14 protein-coding genes and 1 pseudogene are annotated in these 19,954 nt (G+C 70.4%); 12 read left to right on the top strand and 3 right to left on the bottom strand.

Annotated features, from left to right (window positions below; translation table 11 throughout):
* Positions 1–9: 9 nt before the first annotated feature.
* A complete protein-coding gene (locus ACTWQC_RS21310) occupies positions 10–426 on the bottom strand; it encodes a Fur family transcriptional regulator (RefSeq protein WP_443317349.1) in 417 nt (138 codons plus the stop codon).
* A gap of 213 nt (positions 427–639) precedes the next feature.
* Here ACTWQC_RS21310 and ACTWQC_RS21315 point away from each other — a divergent pair.
* The 3 genes and pseudogenes from ACTWQC_RS21315 to ACTWQC_RS21325 form a co-directional block, all read left to right on the top strand.
* Positions 640–773: pseudogene (locus ACTWQC_RS21315) on the top strand (transcriptional repressor); the annotation flags it as partial.
* A gap of 33 nt (positions 774–806) precedes the next feature.
* Positions 807–3,038: a catalase/peroxidase HPI gene (gene katG / locus ACTWQC_RS21320; protein WP_443317350.1), complete on the top strand. Its 2,232-nt coding sequence runs from the start codon at positions 807–809 to the stop codon at positions 3,036–3,038.
* Positions 3,039–3,313: 275 nt separating this feature from the next.
* Positions 3,314–4,675 (top strand): ABC transporter substrate-binding protein, encoded by a 1,362-nt coding sequence (locus tag ACTWQC_RS21325; RefSeq protein ID WP_443317351.1) that lies wholly within the window; start codon positions 3,314–3,316, stop codon positions 4,673–4,675.
* Here the strand turns inward: ACTWQC_RS21325 and ACTWQC_RS21330 are convergent.
* Complete coding sequence (locus ACTWQC_RS21330; protein WP_443317352.1) at positions 4,578–5,036, bottom strand: pentapeptide repeat-containing protein; 459 nt, start codon at positions 5,034–5,036, stop codon at positions 4,578–4,580. The genes ACTWQC_RS21325 and ACTWQC_RS21330 overlap by 98 nt on opposite strands.
* 6 nt (positions 5,037–5,042) lie before the next feature.
* Here ACTWQC_RS21330 and ACTWQC_RS21335 point away from each other — a divergent pair, with 6 nt between their 5' ends.
* The 9 genes from ACTWQC_RS21335 (at position 5,043) to ACTWQC_RS21375 (ending at position 18,033) form a co-directional block, all read left to right on the top strand.
* Entirely contained in the window at positions 5,043–5,969 is a 927-nt protein-coding gene (locus ACTWQC_RS21335) for a carbohydrate ABC transporter permease (RefSeq protein ID WP_443317353.1), read from the top strand.
* Positions 5,970–6,382: 413 nt separating this feature from the next.
* A complete protein-coding gene (locus ACTWQC_RS21340) occupies positions 6,383–7,447 on the top strand; it encodes a 3-oxoacyl-ACP synthase III family protein (protein ID WP_443317354.1) in 1,065 nt (354 codons plus the stop codon).
* A gap of 3 nt (positions 7,448–7,450) precedes the next feature.
* Complete coding sequence (locus ACTWQC_RS21345) at positions 7,451–8,515, top strand: hypothetical protein (protein ID WP_443317355.1); 1,065 nt, start codon at positions 7,451–7,453, stop codon at positions 8,513–8,515.
* Positions 8,512–10,551, top strand: coding sequence for a fatty acid CoA ligase family protein (locus ACTWQC_RS21350; protein ID WP_443317356.1), 2,040 nt, complete (start codon positions 8,512–8,514; stop codon positions 10,549–10,551). The genes ACTWQC_RS21345 and ACTWQC_RS21350 overlap by 4 nt, the downstream gene beginning before the upstream one ends.
* Positions 10,548–11,594 (top strand): NAD-dependent epimerase/dehydratase family protein, encoded by a 1,047-nt coding sequence (locus tag ACTWQC_RS21355; RefSeq protein WP_443317357.1) that lies wholly within the window; start codon positions 10,548–10,550, stop codon positions 11,592–11,594. The genes ACTWQC_RS21350 and ACTWQC_RS21355 overlap by 4 nt, the downstream gene beginning before the upstream one ends.
* A 136-nt stretch (positions 11,595–11,730) precedes the next feature.
* The gene (locus ACTWQC_RS21360; protein WP_443317358.1) at positions 11,731–15,045 is read left to right on the top strand and encodes an amino acid adenylation domain-containing protein; all 3,315 of its coding nucleotides are present in this window, start codon (positions 11,731–11,733) and stop codon (positions 15,043–15,045) included.
* Complete coding sequence (locus tag ACTWQC_RS21365) at positions 15,042–15,776, top strand: formyltransferase family protein (protein ID WP_443317359.1); 735 nt, start codon at positions 15,042–15,044, stop codon at positions 15,774–15,776. Before ACTWQC_RS21360 ends, ACTWQC_RS21365 begins: the two co-directional genes overlap by 4 nt.
* Positions 15,777–15,895: 119 nt before the next feature.
* Positions 15,896–16,750, top strand: coding sequence for a carbohydrate ABC transporter permease (locus ACTWQC_RS21370; RefSeq protein ID WP_443317360.1), 855 nt, complete (start codon positions 15,896–15,898; stop codon positions 16,748–16,750).
* A 431-nt stretch (positions 16,751–17,181) separates the two neighbouring features.
* On the top strand, positions 17,182–18,033 hold the full coding sequence (locus ACTWQC_RS21375; RefSeq protein WP_443317361.1) for an SCO6745 family protein: 852 nt from the start codon (positions 17,182–17,184) through the stop codon (positions 18,031–18,033).
* 55 nt (positions 18,034–18,088) lie between these two features.
* On the opposite strand, the gene ACTWQC_RS21380 is transcribed toward ACTWQC_RS21375, so the two are convergent.
* Entirely contained in the window at positions 18,089–19,618 is a 1,530-nt protein-coding gene (locus tag ACTWQC_RS21380; protein WP_443317362.1) for a DUF222 domain-containing protein, read from the bottom strand.
* Positions 19,619–19,954: the final 336 nt, after the last annotated feature.

Raw genomic sequence — 19,954 nt, forward strand, 5'->3', positions numbered from 1 at the left:
GGTGCCGGTTCAGGCGCGGGCGCAGTCGGGGCACAGGCCCCGGTAGGTCACCTCGACATCGGAGACAGTGAAGCCGAACCGCTCGGAGGCGGGCAGATCGGCCAGTGGGTCGCCGCCGGGGTGGACGTCACGGATGGCGCCGCAGCGCGAGCACACCAAGTGGTGGTGGGGGCGGTGGGCGTTCGGGTCGTAGCGCTTGGCGCGGCCATCGGTGGCCACCTCGATCACCTCGCCGAGCGCGACGAGCTCACCGAGGGTGTTGTAGACGGTCGCGCGGGAGACCTCCGGCAGCCGGGCGGTGGCGCGCGCGAGCACCTCGTCCGCGGTGAGGTGGACGTGCTCGCCGTCGAGTACCTCGGCGACGACCCGGCGCTGGGCGGTCATCCGCCAGCCACGTCCGCGAAGTCGTTCCAGCAGGTCACTCATGGCCACCAGCCTAACAGTGCATCGTCTGACGAATGAATTCGTATGGGTCTGGTTCTCGTATTGACTTGGATTTAGTCCATCGTAGGATCGGTTCCGGCGACAGCCAAGGGACAGGACAACAGCGGGGAGAAGGACGTGACGGTTCAGCAGACGGGAGCACCGGGCCGCCGACGCCCGCCTACCCACTTCAACCGCGAGCGCATCCCTGCTGTCGTCGCCGGCATCGACTGCGCGGTCGGCGAGGCCCCTGCCTGACCGCGTCCGACGACCGCGGCTTCTCGATCGACGAGGCCGAGGTCATCAACCGGGGCTTGTGCCCCGGCTGTTCCACCGTCCGCAGTTCCTGAGCACCGTGATCCACCTAGTCCGGAAGGGTTCCCATGTCTGAGAACCATGAAGCAATCGTCACAGACGCGAAGACGGAGGGCGGAGGCGGCTGCCCGGTCGCGCACGGGCGCGCCCCGCACCCGACTCAGGGCGGCGGAAACCGCCAGTGGTGGCCGGAGCGGCTCAACCTGAAGATCCTGGCCAAGAACCCCGCCGTGGCCGACCCCCTGGGCGAGGAGTTCGACTACGCCGAGGCGTTCAAGACCCTCGACCTTCCGGCGGTGAAGCGGGACATCGCGGAGGTGCTGACGACCTCGCAGGACTGGTGGCCCGCCGACTTCGGCCACTACGGCCCGTTCATGATCCGGATGGCGTGGCACAGCGCGGGCACCTACCGGATCAGCGACGGCCGCGGCGGCGGCGGGGCCGGCCAGCAGCGCTTCGCCCCCCTCAACAGCTGGCCGGACAACGGGAACCTCGACAAGGCTCGCCGCCTGCTGTGGCCGGTCAAGAAGAAGTACGGCCAGAGCCTCTCGTGGGCCGACCTCATGATCCTCGCCGGGAACGTCGCCCTGGAGTCGATGGGCTTCAAGACCTTCGGCTTCGGCGGCGGTCGTGCGGACGTCTGGGAGCCCGACGAGGACGTCTACTGGGGTCCCGAGACCACCTGGCTCGGCGACGAGCGCTACACCGGCGACCGGGAGCTGGAGAATCCCCTCGGCGCGGTCCAGATGGGCCTCATCTACGTCAACCCGGAGGGCCCGAGCGGCAACCCGGACCCGCTCGCCGCGGCCCGCGACATCCGTGAGACGTTCCGCCGGATGGCGATGAACGACGAGGAGACGGTCGCCCTGATCGCGGGCGGCCACACCTTCGGCAAGACCCACGGCGCGGGTCCGGCGGACGCTGTCGGCCCCGACCCCGAGGCCGCCCCGATCGAGGAGCAGGGCCTCGGCTGGAAGAACAGCCACGGCACCGGCAAGGGCGGCGACACGATCACCAGCGGTCTCGAGGGGATTTGGACGAACACCCCGATCACCTGGGACAACAGCTTCTTCGAGATCCTGTTCGGCTACGAGTGGGAGCTGTTCAAGAGCCCCGCCGGCGCGCACCAGTGGAGGCCGAAGGACGGCGTCGGGGCGGGTACCGTCCCCGACGCCCACGACGCGTCGAAGAGCCACGCCCCGACGATGCTGACGACCGACCTCTCGCTCCGGTTCGACCCGGCCTACGAGCAGATCTCGCGGCGCTTCCTCGAGAACCCCGACGAGTTCGCGGACGCCTTCGCCCGGGCGTGGTTCAAGCTGACCCACCGCGACATGGGCCCGATCGTGCGCTACCTCGGCCCGGAGGTCCCGACGGAGACGCTGCTGTGGCAGGACCCCCTCCCCGCGGTGACGCACGAGCTCGTCGACGCCGGGGACATCGCCTCCCTCAAGGGCCAGATCCTCGCCTCGGGATTGCCGGTGTCCCAGCTCGTGTCCACCGCATGGGCCTCGGCCTCGTCCTTCCGTGGCAGCGACAAGCGCGGCGGCGCCAACGGTGCGCGCATCCGCCTCGAGCCGCAGAGCGGGTGGGAGGTCAACGACCCCGACCAGCTGGCGACGGTGCTGCGCACCCTGGAAGGGATCCAGCAGTCCTTCAACTCCGCCCAGACCGGCGGCAAGCAGGTCTCGCTCGCCGACCTGATCGTGCTCGCCGGCGGTGCGGCCGTCGAGCAGGCCGCCAAGGGCGCCGGCTTCGACGTCGAGGTCCCCTTCACGCCGGGCCGCGCGGACGCCTCGCAGGAGCAGACCGACGTCGAGTCGTTCGCCGCGCTCGAGCCGACCGCCGACGGGTTCCGCAACTACCTCGGGAAGGGCAACCGGCTGCCGGCCGAGTACCTGCTGCTCGACCGGGCGAACCTGCTGACCCTGAGCGCCCCCGAGATGACGGTCCTCGTCGGTGGCCTCCGCGTCCTGGGCGCGAACCACCAGCAGTCGCCGCTCGGCGTCTTCACCACGAGCCCCGGGTCCTTGACCAACGACTTCTTCGTCAACCTGCTCGACCTGGGCACGACGTGGAAGGCGACGTCCGAGGACGCGAACACGTTCGAGGGTCGCGACGCCGCCACGGGCGAGGTCAAGTGGACCGGCAGCCGTGCCGACCTCGTCTTCGGGTCGAACTCCGAACTGCGCGCGCTCGCGGAGGTCTACGCGAGCGATGACGCGAAGGAGAAGTTCGTGAACGACTTCGTCGCAGCGTGGAACAAGGTGATGAACCTCGACCGGTTCGACCTCGTCTGACTCGTCTGACTCGTCTGACTCGTCTGACTCGCTGAATCGCCTGGCTCGCCTGATCATGACGTCCAGGTCGGCCCCCGCCGGCCGACCTGGACGTCCTCGGCCCGAAGGGTCTCAACATCGCCCGCCGGATCCTTGCCCGAGACCAGGGCCGAGGGGCCGCATAACAACGTTGTCACGGATCTGACGAGGGGATATCCACAGGCATTGACCGGCCGTTCAGGCGCTCGTACGTTCAACCGGCACCCCCGTTCCGGTGCTCCACAGGAGGTCGTGCCGTGCGCCCCACCGCCCCGCTGATCATCCTCTCCGGTGTCCTCGCCGCCACCGCACTCACCGCGTGCGGTGGCGGTTCCGGCAGCGACCCCGACACCGTGAAGGTCGCCTACAACCGCAGCACCGACAACAAGATCCGCTTCAAGGACAGCCAACTGTCCGAGGCGAAGCAGGAGTTCGAGAAGGCGAACCCCGGCAAGAGGGTGGAGCTCGTCCCGATCCAGGCGCCGGACAACGACTACGCCACCAAGGTCCAGCAGATGATGCGCTCCCCGAAGACCGCCCCCGACCTGGTCTACGAGGACACCTTCCGCATCAACTCCGACATCAAGGCCGGCTATCTGCGCCCGCTCGACGCCTACCTCGAGTCCTGGACCACCTGGGACACGTTCATCGACACGGCGAAGACGGCGGCCAAGGCGGAAGACGGCAAGACGTACGGCGTGCCGGACGGCACCGACACCCGTGGCCTGTGGTTCAACAAGGAGATCTTCGCCAAAGCCGGGCTGCCCGCCGACTGGCAGCCGAAGAACTGGGACGAGATCCTCGAGGCGGCCCGCACCATCAAGAAGAAGGTGCCCGGCGTCATCCCGCTGAACGTCTACACCGGCAAGGCTCCCGGCGAGGTCGCGGCCATGCAGGGCTTCGAGATGCTGCTGTACGGCACGGGCGCTGACCCGCTCTACGACCCGAAGGCCAAGAAGTGGGTGGCGGGCGGCCAGGGTTTCCGCGACTCCCTGGACTTCGTACGGACCGTGTACGCCGAGAAGCTCGGCCCGGACCGCTCGGACGCCCTCGACCCCAACATCAACACCCATGTGGCCACCGAGCTGCTGCCCGAGGGCAAGCTCGCGATCAACCTCGACGGCTCCTGGATCGGGCAGCAGTGGCTGAAGTCCGGCGGCAAGCCGTGGCCCGAGTGGTCCAAGGTGCTCGGCCAGGCGCCGATGCCGACCCAGAAGGGGCAGGCGCCCGGCAAGGTCAGCATGTCCGGCGGCTGGACTTGGGCGATCCCCGCCAAGGCCAACAACCCCGACCTCGCCTGGAAGTTCGTCGAGACGCTCCAGACGAAGGAGAACGCGGTCGAGTGGGACGTGGTCAACGCGCAGATCGCGGTCCGCAAGGACGTCGCAGCCGACCCGAAGTACCTCAAGTCCATGCCGGGCATCGACTTCTTCACCGAGCTCGTGGAGTTCACCCACTACCGCCCGGCCCTCCCGGTCTACCCGCAGGTCTCCACGGCCATCGGCGAGGCCATGGAGTCGGTCACCACGGGTGACGCCTCGCCCGGCGAAGCAGCGAAGTCCTACGACGAGCAGCTGAAGTCCATGACCGACGGCGCGGTGGTGAACAAGTCCTCATGAGGACAACCCTGGTGAGCACAGCCTTGACGAGCTCGGCCTTGGCAAGCACAGGCTTGACGGGCACAACCCTGGTGAGCACAACCCCGGTGAGCACAACCCTGGTGAGCACAACCCCGGTGAGCACAACCCTGGTGAGCACAACCCTGATGGGCACAACCCTGGTGAGCACAGCCCCGGTGAGCACAATCCTGGTGAGCACAACCCTGGTGAGCACAGCCCCGGTGAGCACAGCCCTGATGGGCACAACCCTGGTGAGCACAGCCCCGGTGAGCACAACCCTGGTGAGCACAACCCCGGTGACCACAACCCTGATGGGCACAGCCCGGCCGAAGCTCACCACCCACAGCGCCGTGGTGAACACATCCTGATGGGCACCGCAACCGCCAAGGTGGCAGCCTCCGGGAAGGCGGCCGACCCGGACCGTCCGCGTCCGCCGCGCAAGCCCAGTCCACTGCGCTGGCTGCCGCTCGCGCCCGCCACCCTCCTGCTGGTGCTCTTCCTCGGCGGGCCGATCGGCTACTGCATCTACATCGCCTTCACCAACATGCAGCTGACCGGCTCGTCGTCCGCCGACTTCGTCGGCCTGGACAACTTCCGGCGCGCCTTCGCCGACGACGACTTCCGCAACGCCGTCGTCCTGACCCTCGTCTTCACCTTCATCTCGTCGGTCCTCGGCCAGAACACGCTGGGCCTCGCGCTCGCGGGCCTGCTGCAGCGTGCCTCGAAGCCGGTCCGTACCCTCACCGGCGCGATCGTCATCGCCGCCTGGGTGCTGCCCGAGATCGTGGCGGGCTTCCTCCTCTACGCCTTCTTCCGCCGCGAGGGCACCCTGAACGCGATCCTCGACTGGCTCCATCTCCCCAGCCAGAACTGGCTGTTCACACTCCCCATCCTCGCCGTGTCCTTCGCGAACGTCTGGCGCGGCACGGCGTTTTCGATGCTGGTCTACTCCGCCGCGCTGTCCGAGATCCCGAACGAGATCACCGAGGCGGCGGAGGTCGACGGCGCACGCGGCCCCCGGCGGCTGTGGCACATCACGCTGCCGATGATCCGCCGCTCCATCGGCACCAACCTCATGCTCAACACCCTCCAGACGCTGTCCGTCTTCGGCCTCATCTGGGCCATGACCCGCGGCGGCCCGGGCAACCGCAGCCAGACGCTGCCGGTGTTCATGTACGACCAGGCGTTCCTGAAGAGCCTGATCGGCTACGGCACGGCGGTCGCGCTGCTCCTGCTCCTGGTCGGCGCGCTGTTCTCGGTGGTCTACCTACGCCTGCTCCGTACGGAGGTGTGAACCCGCGCTCGCATTTCCCGACACATATGACGGCGATAACTACGTTGGGGTAACTTACCGACTACGGCCGAGGGGGAACTCCGCCGAGGGTGCAGACCCGAGCGTGGAGTAAGGAGCGCGCGCCGGCAACGGAGCCGGCCGGTTCGCGGCCGTGTCCGCCGTATCAGCAGCTTGTCCTGCGAGTAACCCAGCCGTGCCATCGGCGCGGCTGACTCGGCCTGCCCGCTCGAGGGTCGCCGGGCGGCATTGGGGGTCGCCGACACGTGGGAGATGGCCGTTCGGCATAGGGATCGCCGCTCGGCATGGGGGATCTCCGGTCGGCATGGGGGGGGGATCGCCGGTCGGCAGGGGGGATCGCCGCTTGGCACGGGCTCTCGGCATGCACTCTCGGCACGGACTCAAGGAGAGGAACGATGACCACGACCGCCGCACGGAGCAGCCGTTTCGAGGCGCTGGGGGCGTATCTGCCGCCTACCGTGCTACCGACTCCGGACCTCGTCGCCCAAGTGACCGCCGTGCCGGAATTAGACCTGCAGCGGATCACAGGGGTGACGGAGCGCAGGGTGTACGACCCACGGCCGGAAGCGGGCGAGGACTCCTACGGTCTCGCGGTCAGGGCCGCTCTGGACTGCCTCTCCAATTCCCGCTACGGAGCTGCCGAGTTGGACGTGGTCATATCCGCCTCCATCACCCGGTTCAAGGACGGCGGCCGCTTCTACTTCGAGCCCTCGTTCGCCACGATGCTCGCTGCCGAGCTGGGTGCCCGCTCGGCTATCACCTTCGATGTGTCCAACGCGTGCGCCGGGATGATGACGGGCGTCTATCTGCTGGACCGGATGATCCGGGCCGGGGTGGTCCGCAACGGCCTGGTGGTGAGCGGCGAGCAGGCGACCAAGGTCGCCGAGACCGCCGCCGCCGAGATCGCCGACACCTACGACCCTCAGTTCGCCTCGCTGTCGGTGGGCGACTCCGCCGTGGCGGTCCTCCTCGACGAGTCGGTCGACGAGACCGACCGTATCCACTACGTCGAGCTGATGACCTGCTCCGAGTACTCGCATCTGTGCCTCGGCATGCCCAGCGACCGGACCGAGGGCATCGCGCTCTACACGGACAACAAGCAGATGCACAAGGAGGACCGGCTTCGGCTGTGGCCCGGCTTCCACGGTGATCTGCTGGCCAAGTACGGCCGGACCTTCGCCGACGAGAATTTCGACTACATCGTCCAGCACCAGGTCGGCACCCGCTTCATCGAGTTCGTCAACCGTACGGGCGAGGCCGAGTTCAAGACCCCCATGCCGGAATCCCTCGCGGTCGTGGAGGAGTTCGGCAACACCGCAACCACCTCCCACTTCCTGGCACTCAGCCGGCATCTGAAGGCCGGAACCGCCCGCCGCGGCGCCAAGTTCCTTCTGGTACCCGCCGCTTCCGGCGTGGTCGCCGGCGCCCTGTCCGCGACGATCTCCACCATGGGGGTGTGAAGCATGGCCACCGTCATCAAGGCCGCCTCGATCGCCTCGCCGCAACCCGGCGACAGCGAGCCCGGCGTCAGAGAGCCCGACGGCAGGAAGCCCCGCAACACAGCGCCCGACAGCAGGAAGCCAGGCAGCACAGAGCCCGGCAACACAGAGCCCGATAACACAGAGCCCGGCGACACCTCCGGTCTCCCCGGGCTGCTCGCGGGCCGCGCGGCGCAGGATTGCCTGGCAACTGCCGGGCTCTCGCCCGACGCCGTCGGCGTACTGGTCAACGTCGGCGTCTACCGCGAATCCAACATGTTCGAGCCCGCCATCGGGGCCCTGGTGCAGAAGCGGGCGGGTATCAACCTGGACTACCTCGCCCGCCCCGTACCCGGCGCCGGTTTCTCCTTCGACCTCATGAACGGCGCCTGCGGGGTGCTCAACGCCGTGCAGGTGGCCCAGGCGCTGCTGAGCACCGGCAGCACCGAGCGGGTCCTGATCACCGCCGCCGACGTCCACCCGAGCGGGCGGGGCACCCAGCACGCCGACTACCCGTACGCGGACCTGGGCGCGGCCCTGCTCCTTGAGCGCTCCACCGAGCCCGGCACCGGCTTCGGCCCGGTCCGGCTGCGCAACGCGGACAGGGCATCAGACGCCGCCGGGTACCTCGACACGGCGGCCATGGGCCTCGAGGGGCGGCAGCAGATCACCGTGAGCAGGGACGCCGGCTGGGTGGAGCGGCTGCTCGACCTCACCGCGGGACTGGTCGCGGAGTACGTACGTGAGGAGGGACTCGACCTGACGCGGACGCTGCTGGTGTGCTCCCGGCCCACCCCCGACTTCGCATCCCGGCTCGCCGAGCGCCTCGGCCTGGACCCGTCGGATGTCGTCAACCGCCCGCAGGACGGTGAGGCGCTACCGCATACCGCCGCACCGGTTCTGGGCTTTCTGCAGGCCGGTACGTATCCCCACGAGCAACTGCTCTTCGTCACCGCGGGCGCCGGGCTCAGCGCAGCCTGCGCGAGCTACCGCCCGCCCGTCCCGGTCCCCGACCCCGGCCTCGCGGGGGCGGTGAGGGCCCAGCCATGACCTCGCTCGCCGAGTACCTGGAATGCAACGCCCGCGACTTCCCCGGCAAGACCGCCATCATCCACCCCGACGGACAAGACCCCGATGGCGTCCGCTACCACGAACTCACTTATGGCGCACTGCAGTCGCGGGTCGAGGAGCTGGCGGCCGGCTTCGCCCGGATCGGGATCGCCAAGGGGACGAAGACCGTCCTGATGGCGTCCCCCGGGCCCGACCTCTTCGCGCTGGCCTTCGCTCTGTTCCGGATCGGCGCCGTGCCCGTCGTCGTGGACCCGGGCATGGGCGTGAAGCGGATGCTGCACTGCTACTGCGCGGTGGGTGCGGAGGCGTTCATCGGCCCACCGCCGGCCCACGCCGTACGGGTGCTCAGCCGCCGTACCTTCGCCCGCACTCGTATCCGGGTGACCCTGGGCCGACGCTGGTTCTGGGGCGGCCACACCCTGCACGGCCTGCCCAACGCTGACGGCCTGCCCGACGGCAACCGCCTGCCCAACGCTGACGGCCTGCCCGACGCGGACAGTCCGATCAGCGAAAACCGCCCGGCCGCCGACGACCTGATGATGATCGGCTTCACCACGGGCAGCACAGGCCCGGCGAAGGGCGTCGAGTACACCCACCGTATGGCTGCCGCGATGGCCGATGGGATCCGGTCCGTCCACAGGCGCAGCCGCGACGACGTCTCGCTGGTGACCCTGCCCCTCTACGGCATGCTCGACCTGGTCTTCGGCTCCACCCTCGTGCTCGCGCCCGTCGCCCCCGCCAAGGTCGCGCGCGCCGAACCCACCGCTCTGGTGAGGGCACTTGCCCGGTTCGAGGTGTCCACCATGTTCGCCTCCCCCGCGCTGCTGCGGGTCCTCGGCGACCACCTGACCCTCCACCCCGCGGACCTGCCCTCCCTGCACTGTGTGGTGTCCGGCGGCGCCCCGGTCCCCCCGGACGTGGTCGCCACGCTGCGCACCGTGCTGGACGAGAAGGCCGATGTCCATGTGACCTACGGCGCCACCGAGGTGCTGCCGATCTCCTCCATCGAGTCCGCCGAGGTGCTGGAGGAGACGGCGGCGCGCGGTGCACTGGGCGACGGCAGCTGCGTGGGCCGACCGCTGCCGGGCACCGACGTACGGATCATCCGCACGACCGATGCACCCGTACCCCGTTGGGAGGCGGCGCAGCAGGTCGCCCCCGGCCAGGTCGGCGAGATCGTGGTGTCGGGCGACTCGGTCAGCCGCCGGTACCACGCCGCTCCCGACGCCGATGCCCAGCACAAAATCCTCACCAGCGACCAGGGAAATACGGTGTGGCACCGCACCGGCGACCTGGGATACCTCGACGAGACGGGCCGGCTGTGGTTCTGCGGCCGCCGCAGCCAGCGGGTTCGTACCCCCGAGGGCGAGCTGCACACCGTGCGCTGCGAAGGCGTGTTCAACGCCCACCCCCTGGTCCGCCGCACCGCGCTGGTGGGCGTCGGCGAGCCCGGCGCCCAGCGACCCGTACTGTGCGTGGAAACCGAGCCCGGGGTGGACGAGGAGCAGTGGCAGCAGCTGCTGCCCGAGCTGCGCCGCCTCGCCGCAGGCCAGGCGCTGACCGAGCAGGTGCGGGACTTTCTGCGCCATCCCGCCTTCCCCGTCGACGTCCGGCACAACGCCAAGATCGGCCGCGGGGAGTTGGCCCGCTGGGCCACGGGGCAGCTCTCGCCGGAGGGCGGCGCGGCCGGCTCGCAGTTCCGGGCACGAGCCCGGACCCGGGCCCGGTGGCGTCAGGCCGCCCTGCGCGCGATCCCCCTGGCCGGCTGGGCCTACCTCCTTGCAGGGTTGATCCACCCGTTCCAGTCCCCCGTACTCCAGGCGCTGTGGTGGATCGACGCCTTCCTCAGCGTGGTGGTGCACGCCGTGCAGATCCCGAAGGCCCTGCCGCGCGGCCGGGCCGCCGGACGCGGTACCGCGGCGACGGTGTGGCTCACCATGCTGTACGGGGCGACCTGGTGGCGGTTGCTGCCCTCAGCCGCAACGTCCGTCCCCGGTCGGCGGGTTGCCTCGTGAAGGTCCTCGTCACCGGCGCCTCCGGGTTCCTCGGCGGCCACATCGTCGACGCCTGCGTTCGGGAGGGCCACCAGGTGCGCGCCCTCGTGCGGCAGGGCAGCGACATCAGCCGGCTGCGCTCGTCCGTACCCGGCCTGGAGCTGGTGTACGGCGACCTCGGCGACCCCGAGTCGCTGCGCCGCGCCGCCGAGGGCGTCGATGTCGTGCACCACAGCGCCGCCCGGGTGGTCGACTTCGGCACCCGCGCCCAGTTCTGGGACGCCAACGTGCTGGGCACGGAGCGGCTGCTGGAGGCCGCCCGGCGCGCGGGGGCACAGCGGTTCGTCTTCATCAGCAGCCCCAGCGCGCTGATGCGGGTCGGTGAGGGCGACCGGTTCGACATCGATGAGAGCACCCCGTACCCGGACCGCTACTTCAACCTCTACTCGGAGACCAAGGCCGCTGCCGAGAGGCTGGTCCTGGGCGCGAACGAACCGGGCTTCACCACCTGCGCCCTCCGCCCCCGCGGCATCTGGGGACCGCGCGACCACTCCGGCTTCCTGCCGCGGATGGTGGCCAAGATGATGGCCGGGAAACTGCCGGACCTCTCCGGGGGCAAGCAGGTCATGGTGTCGCTGTGCCACTGCGACAACGCGGTGGCGGCCTCCTTGAGCGCAGCCGAGGCGCCGGCCGAACGAGTGGGCGGTCGAGCCTATTTCATCGCCGACCGGGAGAAGACCGACCTGTGGGCCTTCCTGGCCCGCCTGGCGTCTCTGTTCGGCGGAAGGCCGCCGACCCGCAGGATCCCGCCACTGCTCAGGGATGCCCTGGTGGAGGCCGTGGAACTGCTCTGGCGCCTGCCCCAGTTGGCCAACCGCCAGTCCCCGCCGCTCAGCCGGTACGCGGTGGCGCTCCTCACCCGTTCCAGCACCTACGACACGGGGGCGGCCGAGCGGGACTTCGGCTACGCGCCGACGACGGACCACGACCACGGGCTGCGACAGCTGGCGGCCTGGGTCGAGTCGATCGGCGGCCCAGAGGCATTCGTACGCGCTGTGCGCTGAGACCGGCCGGCGCGCCCCCCCGGAACGAGATCGGCCGGAGCGAACCGGCCCGCCCCGGAACGAGATCGGCCGGAGCGAATCGACCCGCCCCGGAACGAGGTCGGCCGGAGGACCGGCCGGGAATCAGGACCTGAGAATGACACGACTTCGTCACCACGATCCCCGCAAACCCAGCCCAACGGGCACAGCACAGCCAGCGGGAACCCCGCAGCGCCCGGTCTCCCCAACCGAGTGGCTCTACCTCGCCGCCCGTCGGCTCGGCCCCGATATGGTCCTGCAGCTGCTGGTCGAAGGGGAGGGCACTCCCGACGCCGACGAGCTGCGGGCGGCGGTGGCGACCGCCGCCCGCGCGTGCCCCGGCTCACGGCTGGTACGGGACGGCCGGACCTGGCGGGACACAGCCCTGCCACCCCGCGTACGGGTGCTCGAGCCGGACTCTGCGATGTCACAGGACGGCGCCCTCGACCCCGACATGGGCCCCAGCTGCGAAGTGGTGCTGCTGACCGGCGCACCCGGGCGGCCGACCACGCTGGCCTTCCGCGTCTTTCACGGCGTGATGGACGGGCACGGCGCGCTGATCTGGGCGACCGAGGTCTTCCGGGCGCTCCGCGGTGAGCCCGCACGCCCCGCGCCCTCCACGGAGACCGACTACAGCATGCTCGCCCGGCTCGGAGCGACCGGCCGCCGGCCCGCCCTGCTGCTCGACCAGCCGTCCCCCCTCGCGCCGGAGGCGTCCGGTCGGCAGGGAGCGGTCCGGAACCTTGCCGTACGCGGTGCCGATGGGGCGGCGGGTGGGTCCCGAAGCGCCTTGTGGCGACGTCGTACGCTGCCGGGTCACCATCCCGCGCTCACCGCCCGGCTCGCCCAGGCACTGGCGGATGCCGCCGCCGCGCCCGCGGCCGCGCCCGGCGCCCGCGTGGCCGAGGCGCGGATCATGGTGCCCGTGGACCTGCGGCGGCACCGGCCCGAGTTGTCCTCGACCGCGAACCTGACCCTGCCCGTGTTCCTGCGGCTGAGCGCGGGGGAGGACTGGCGCGCCGCCCAGGCGCAGTTGCTCCGTGCCCTGAAGGAACACCGCGAACTGGCCGGCGGCTTCGAGTCCGGGCTCGCCCGGCTGCCGCTGCCCGCGGTCGCCGCACTGCTGCGAGCCGGGAGAGCCACGGCCGAGCGCCGCGACCGGCACCTGGCGTCGGCGATCGTCTCGCATCTGGGCAGGATCGACCTCGCCGCATGCTCCGCCCCGGGATTCTCCGCAACCTCGGTCTACGCCCTGCCCGTGCACGCGCCCCTCGTACCGGTCTCCTGTGTCGCCGTCGAAACGCCCACGGGCACCGAACTGACCGTCGGCATCCAGGGCTCCGGAACGGGCCTGGCCGACCGCGCCGACGCCCTGCTCGACCGGCTGGTCGCGGCCCTTGAGGAGCCGAGCGCCGCCACCCCACCGGCGGCGGCCCCGCCCGCAGCCGCTCCGGCCCCGCGGACCACCGTGGTGCGCCTGTTCCGCGACCAGGTGGCCCGTACTCCCGGCGCACCCGCCCTGGACGGCCCGGAGGGCGAGATCAGCTACGTCGAGCTGGACCGCTCCTCCGACGCCGTGGCCGCCGAACTGCTGCGCCGCGGCATGCCACCCGGAGGGCGGCGGGCCGAGGGTGGCCGGCTCAGCCCCATCAGCCCCATCAGCCCCATCAGCCCGGTCGGACTGATCGTGGACCGCTCACCGGCCGGGATCGCAGGGCTGTGGGGCATCCTCAAATCCGGCGCCGCGTACCTGCCGCTGGACCCGCACCACCCCGACGCCCGGATCCGGCAGGTACTGAGCGACGCAGGCGTACAGATCTGCCTGACACAGCGTCACCTTGTGGACCGTATCGGGGCAGCAGCGCCGTGCCAGGTGCTGGCCGTCGAGGACATCGACCCGGCCCCCCGCGTACAGCTGCCTGAGCCGGACCCGGACAGCGTCGCCTACGTCATCCACACCTCCGGCTCGACCGGCACCCCCAAGGGCGTACAGATCGAGCACCGGAGCCTGGTCGGCTTCCTGCGCTGGGCGGCGGACCTCTGCCGGGTCGACGCCACCACACGCTTCGCCTTCCTGTCCTCCTACGCCTTCGACATCTCCTGCTTCCCGCTGTTCCTGCCGCTGCTGGCCGGTGGCACCGCCGTGCTGCTCCCCGGTGAACCGACCCGGGCGGCTCTGCACAACCTCCTGCACGAGGACCGGGTCAACACCCTCGCCGTCACCCCGTCCCACCTCGATCTGATCGAACGCTTCGACCTCGCGCCGGGCGGCGCCCTGCGCAACCTGCTGGTCGGCGGCGAGCAGTTCACCCGCACCGCGGCCGACCGGGCGCGCAGCCGCTTCGGCCCCGGCTGCCGGATCGTCAATGCCTACGGGCCGACGGAGGCGACGGTCGCCTGCCTTGCCCACGTGCTGGACGGTACGGAGCGGGGCCACGCCGTCCCCATCGGGCACCCCGGACCGTACGCCCAGGTCGAGCTGATGGCCGCGGACAAGCCGATCGCCGTGGAGGAGGCGGGCGCCGTCGGCGAGATCCTGGTGTCCGGAGTCCAGCTGGCTCGCGGCTATCTGGACCGCCCGGATCTCGACGCCGAGCGCTTTGTGACCGGGCGGGACGGGGTACGCCGCTACCGGACCGGTGACCTCGGCCGCCGACTGCCCGACGGCGGGGTCGAGTTCGTCGGGCGGATGGATGACCAGGTGAAGATCGCCGGTCATCGGATCGAGCCCGCCGAGATCGAGACCGCGCTGGAAGCCCACCCGGCCGTCCGCCGCGCCGCGGTGACCGTACGTTCACGTCCGGGCGGTGCGGGACCGGCCCTGTGCGCGTACGTCCTGGCCGCCGCCCCGGCTACCGAGCCCGGGTTCACTGGGCCCGGGGGCACTGGGCCCGGGGGCACTGCGCCCGGGGGCACTGCGCCCGGGGGCACTGCGCCCGGGGGTACTGCGCCCGGACTCGGCCCCGTACTGCGCGACCACCTCGCGGCGCAGCTGCCCGCCTACCTGGTGCCCGCGGCCGTAGTGCCGGTCGCCGACCTGCCCAGCACGGTAAGCGGAAAGGTCGACTTCGCGGCCCTTCCCGATCCCTTTGCGGAACCCAGCCCGTCCACCGTCGAGGCCCCGGCAAGCGAGCCCCAGCCGGCCGAGGACCAGGTGACCGAGGACCAGGTGGCAGAAATCTGGTCCCGCGTTCTCCAAGTGGATCGCCGACTGCTCGGCCCCGACTCCGACTTCCAGCAGCTCGGCGGCGACTCCCTGGCCGTACTGGAGATGCTGTCCGCCGTCGCTTCCGAGGTTTTGCCCCCCGGCCAGGAGTCACCGTTGATGAACGAACTCGAGCACCTCGTCAGCGATCTCACCCTCGAACGGGTCTGCGCCGCCGTCCGCCGAGCCGGCGCACAGAACGGTCGTCGGACGGAGGCCAGGGCATGATCTTCGTAGGCCGAGGCTCGCTCCTCGTACGCGCCGTGCAATTCGCCCAATCCGCCGGTCACCAGGTCGATGTGGTGTGCTCGGACGCCCCCGCGGACGCGAGGACCCTGGCGCGGGGCTCCGCGCCGTATGCGGTCGTCGCCGATATCAACGCCCATGCCGACCGGCTCGCAGCGGAATGCACCGACGGCATCGTCTGGTCCATCAACAACCACATGATCTTCCGCGCCCCGGTCCTCGACACCGGCCTGCGCCTCTACAACATCCACAACGGTCTGCTCCCGCAGCACCGCGGACTGCCGTCCGTCGCCGTGCTCTTCGCCCTGCTGAACGGCGACCCCGAGTACGGCGCCACCCTGCACGAGGTGGACGCAGGCATCGACACCGGCCGGGTACTGGCGGAGCAGCGCTTCCCGATCGCCCCGGAAGCGCGCTACCACCAGGTACTGCTGCGCGGGGTGCAGGCCTGCCATCAGCTCTTCCAGAGTTCGCTTCAGGCCGTAGCGGACGGCCGGCCCCTGGAGCGCCCCGAACCCGCGCCGGGAACCGACACCGACACCGCTGCCGCCGCCCGTCCCGGCTACTACGGCCTGCGCGCACTGCGGCAGCTCAGCGCGTACACCGGCCATCCCGCGTACGCCCGTGCAACCGATCTCGGTGTGGCCGCCCCGTATGTGCCGGAAGTCGCCGACGCCCTCTCCCAACTGCGCGGCGCGGCACACCCGCGCTGACCGTTGAGTCCGACCGCCGCATCTTCCCCAACGGCGCGACGGACGGTTTCATGTACGCACCCATGCGCGTACGGCACCAACAACGGCCCCGCCCAGTAGCGATGTCGCACGGAGGCGAAATGCGCCCCCTCGTCACCCGCCCCACCCGCCCCACCCGCATCACTCGCCGCCGCCTCGCCGCGGACGCCGCCCTGCTCGCCGTCGGCACCGCCTTCATGATCCCGCTTCTCTGGCTGGTCATGGCCTCGGTCGACAGCGAGGCCACCCTGCGCGTCCGGCCGCCCGAGTCCCCGACGCTGGAGAATTTCTCGGCGGTGATGACCGACGACATCACCTTCACGCCGATGCTCAACAGCCTGCTGCTGTGCGGCGGCGCGACCGCCCTCACCGTCGCCTGCGCCGCCCTCGCCGCGTACCCGCTGTCGCGCTTCCGCTCACGGCTGAACCGGCCGTACATGCTGACGGTCCTGTTCACGACCTGCCTGCCGATCACCGCGGTCATGGTCCCGGTCTACGGCCTGTTCGTCCAGGTCGACCTGATCGACACGATGCAGGGCACCGCGTTCTTCCTGGCCACCTCACAATTGCCCTTCGCCATCTGGCTGATGAAGAACTTCATGGACGGCGTCCCGACCGTCCTGGAAGAGGCCGCCTGGACGGACGGCGCCTCGGCCTTCCAGACCCTCGTACGCGTCGTGCTGCCGCTGATGGGGCCGGGCGTGACGGTGGTGACGATCTACAGCTTCATCATGATGTGGGGCAACTTCTTCGTCCCCTTCATGCTGCTGCTGACCCCCGATCAACTCCCCGCCTCGGTCAGCATCTTCACCTTCTTCGGCAACTACGGCTCCATCGTCTACGGCCAGCTCGCCGCATTCTCCATCCTCTACTCGACCCCCGTGATCCTGCTGTACGTGTTGATCTCGGGACGCCTGGGCGGCGGCTTCACACTGGGCGGCGCCGTGAAGGGATGACCGCCGTGGTACGCGACCGGGCGGCGCGCCTTTCTCCGCCCGGCCGGTGCGTGCCCGACTGGGAGGCCGTACGCCCCGCCGCCACGCCGCTGTTCACAGAGCCAAGAAAAGAACCATGCGTGGAGGGCAGTTGCAGCCGCCCCCCTCTCAGCAGCGTGCCGACCTCAGCGTCCACCAGGGCGTTCCCGGCCGGCGTCCCGACTGTGGTCAAGATAGACGGGCGCATGCACGTGGCCTGGGAAGTCAACAACGGGCCCCTGGCAAGGCCCGTTCGCCATCTAGTCACCGAAGCGCACGTCACGTTCGCGACGGCCCCTGATCCTGATCAGAACGCCGAAGTGCCTTCTGAGCTGGGACGGACGAGGCTTCTCGAGGGTCTCCCGCAGTCCCAGCAGGAAGGCACGACGCGGGCGGCGGTAACGTATGGCCTCATGGAGCCGAAATCCCGCACCCTGTGGCTGCGTACCGAACCTCTCCATGCGGTGATCTACTTCGACGAGGAGTGCCGCAGGATGGGCAAGGCCCTGGGCCTCAAGGGCTTCTGGATGGGCTACTTCGCTGCCCGTACGGCTCCCATGGGGCCGGTCTGCCCCGGCGCCGCCACCGCCGCGCTCGCCGTCTTCGCCCCCGGAATGGTCGCCCGTGCCCTGCCCTCGGCGTGGCGGACCGTCACACCCGAGCAGGTCACCGACGCCCGCGCCCGCTACGCCGCCCAGGCACTGCGCAGGGCGATCCCCGATATCGACGACCACGCCGCCAGGCTCTCCGCGCCCCTCACGGCGATGGTGGAGGACGCCCCCGCACTCGCGCGGCCCCTGTTCGCCGCCAACCGCCCGCTGTGCGACCGCGACGACCCGGTGGAACGCCTGTGGCAACTCACCACAGCCCTGCGCGAGTTCCGCGGCGACGCCCACGCCGCCGCCCTCGCCGACCACGGACTGGACGCCCCTGAGGCCCTCGCCCTCGCCGCCGCCACCGGCCGGGTGCCCAGCGACAGCATCCGGCTGGACCGCGGCTGGAGCGAGACCGAGTGGGCAGCCGCCCTGGACCGGCTGCGCTCCCGCGGCCTGCTGGACGCACAGGCACAAGCCACCTCACAGGGCCGCCAAGAACGGGACCGCATCGAGGACACCACCGACCGCCTCGCCGCACGGCTGCTGCAACCCCTCCGCGACCACGAAGCGGACACACTTCTCACCGCCTTGGAAGCCCCGGCCCGGCACCTCCTGGACGCGAACGTGCTGCCGTTCCCCAACCCCATCGGCCTGCCGCGCCCCGCCTGAATAAAACGCCCCTCGCTCACCGCAGCCCCCAGGGTCAGCGGACGGGCGGGGCGGTCTAGGCCGCGTACGTATGGGGGGTGTTGGTGTAGGTGTGGCCGGTGGGGGCGGTCCAGGCGGCGTGACCGTTGGTGTTGTCCCGTTCAACCGACCAGCCCCCATGGTGTTTGAGCAGATGATGGCGCCGGCACAGCGGGATGAGGTTCTCCGGGGTGGTGTGTCCGCCGTTCTCCGGTGCCTGGTGGTTAAAGGGCTGGACGTGGTCCAGGTCGCAGCGGTGGGCGGGCATCTGGCAGGAAGGGAAGGCGCAGCGGCCGTCGCGGGCGATGACGTGTCGCGCGGTCTCTGCGGTGGGCCGGTAGGTGGTGGGGTCGGTTTTGATCAGCATCCCCGTGGTGGGCTGGGTGATCAGGCGGCGCCAGATGGAGCCGGGCTCCGTGGCCAGCGCGCGGGCCTGCCCGGCGGTGATGGGTCCGTAGCCCTTCAGCTCGGCAGGGTCGTCGGTGGCGCCGATGAGGGTGTCGAAGGAGACCGTGACCTGGACAACGGGTGCGGACCGGCCGCCTGTCCCGCTCAACCGGACAACACCTCCATCAGTGCGGCCATCGTCAGATGTCCCGTTCACCTGGACAGCGCTGCCCTCGACCCGACGCCGTGTCCCCTTCAACTGGACAGCGTTCTGGTCCGCGTGGCCGCCTGTCCGGTTCACCGGGACCAGCCTTCCCGGGCCGCCACGAGGAAGGCGTGTCCCGTTCAACCGGAGAGAGTGGTGGACGACCAGATCGACCAGGGCATCGACACGACGCTGCTCCAAGCTCCGGGTGTCCTCCCGACCGCTGCGGATGATCTCCGCATGGGCATCAACGGCAGCATCCAACTGAGCGGCCTGCTCGGCCGGAACGTAGACCGACCACCACGCCATGCCATCCTGATCCATCCGCCGACTGATCTTCCGGTCCTTCTTCGCCCCTTCATGCCGGGCCCGGGCACCCTCCGGGTCGGCCTTGAGGACCGCCCGGTGCAGCGCCTTGCGGGTCGCCGAGACCGCCTGCCCCGGCATCCGCTCCGCCACCAGCGCCTCCACCTGGGCCGCCGTGGCTCGGGGCAGGTTCTGGGTGACCTCCACCACCGCGTTGGCCTGCATGTAATGAATACGACCGGCCTCCAGCAGACCGAGCGTAGGAGTGAACGTACCCACCAGCTCCCGGGCGGTCGCCAGACGGGTAGCAGCAGTAGTGTTCGAGATCCGGAGAGCGCAGGCGACTTGCTCGCAAGTGAAGTCCCACACCCCTTCCGCCGGAGACTCCTCACCCGGAAACGGCTCAACCGGCTCCGTGTCCAGCGCCGCCAACACCCGTACCTGCAATGCCTGGACCCACTCCGCATGCCGCTCCAACGCACGTAAGGCGTCGATCCGCCCCGCACCCGAGAGCTTCTCCGCATCCAGCACCGCCAACAACGAGGCGGTCTCCGGACCCGGCACCGCTCCGGCCAGATACCCCGCCCACTCATCCGGCGTCCCCGGCCCAGCTTCGACGACCCCAGCTTCGGCCAGCCCAGCGTCGGCAACCGCACTCACTGCACCCATCGGTGATCCCCCGATCCCCCGTCATGAACTCCGCGCCCCCGTAGGCGAGTTCGTACAACCATTCTCCCTCACGCACAGTGATCAGACCAGGTCACAGCCAGCAAGTCACCCCATCGAGTGGCCAACCACGCGGTCAGAGCGCCCACCGCGGACCGTGTCCGGCTCAGCGAGACACCGGCCCGCACCCCCCTCGGCCCCTGTCCCGCCCAACCGGACGCCGGCCCGCGCCCCCTCGGCCCCTGTCCCGCCCGGACACCGACCCACCGACCCACCGCCCCGCCCCTGCCCCACCCCCTGCAACCCAGCAACCCAGCAACCCAAGACCAACAACCCGCA

It is taken from the genome of Streptomyces sp. 8N616 (genome assembly GCF_052246385.1).
Classification (GTDB): Bacteria; Actinomycetota; Actinomycetes; order Streptomycetales; family Streptomycetaceae; genus Streptomyces.

Bases quoted from the DNA above. Each gene is read 5' to 3' on its own strand.
- ACTWQC_RS21360 (WP_443317358.1), top strand. From the start codon at position 11,731: ATGACACGACTTCGTCACCACGATCCCCGCAAACCCAGCCCAACGGGC.
- ACTWQC_RS21310 (WP_443317349.1), bottom strand. From the start codon at position 426: ATGAGTGACCTGCTGGAACGACTTCGCGGACGTGGCTGGCGGATGACC.
- ACTWQC_RS21365 (WP_443317359.1), top strand. From the start codon at position 15,042: ATGATCTTCGTAGGCCGAGGCTCGCTCCTCGTACGCGCCGTGCAATTC.
- ACTWQC_RS21370 (WP_443317360.1), top strand. From the start codon at position 15,896: ATGCGCCCCCTCGTCACCCGCCCCACCCGCCCCACCCGCATCACTCGC.
- katG (WP_443317350.1), top strand. From the start codon at position 807: ATGTCTGAGAACCATGAAGCAATCGTCACAGACGCGAAGACGGAGGGC.
- ACTWQC_RS21335 (WP_443317353.1), top strand. From the start codon at position 5,043: ATGGGCACCGCAACCGCCAAGGTGGCAGCCTCCGGGAAGGCGGCCGAC.
- ACTWQC_RS21375 (WP_443317361.1), top strand. From the start codon at position 17,182: ATGGAGCCGAAATCCCGCACCCTGTGGCTGCGTACCGAACCTCTCCAT.
- ACTWQC_RS21340 (WP_443317354.1), top strand. From the start codon at position 6,383: ATGACCACGACCGCCGCACGGAGCAGCCGTTTCGAGGCGCTGGGGGCG.
- ACTWQC_RS21350 (WP_443317356.1), top strand. From the start codon at position 8,512: ATGACCTCGCTCGCCGAGTACCTGGAATGCAACGCCCGCGACTTCCCC.
- ACTWQC_RS21380 (WP_443317362.1), bottom strand. From the start codon at position 19,618: ATGGGTGCAGTGAGTGCGGTTGCCGACGCTGGGCTGGCCGAAGCTGGG.
- ACTWQC_RS21345 (WP_443317355.1), top strand. From the start codon at position 7,451: ATGGCCACCGTCATCAAGGCCGCCTCGATCGCCTCGCCGCAACCCGGC.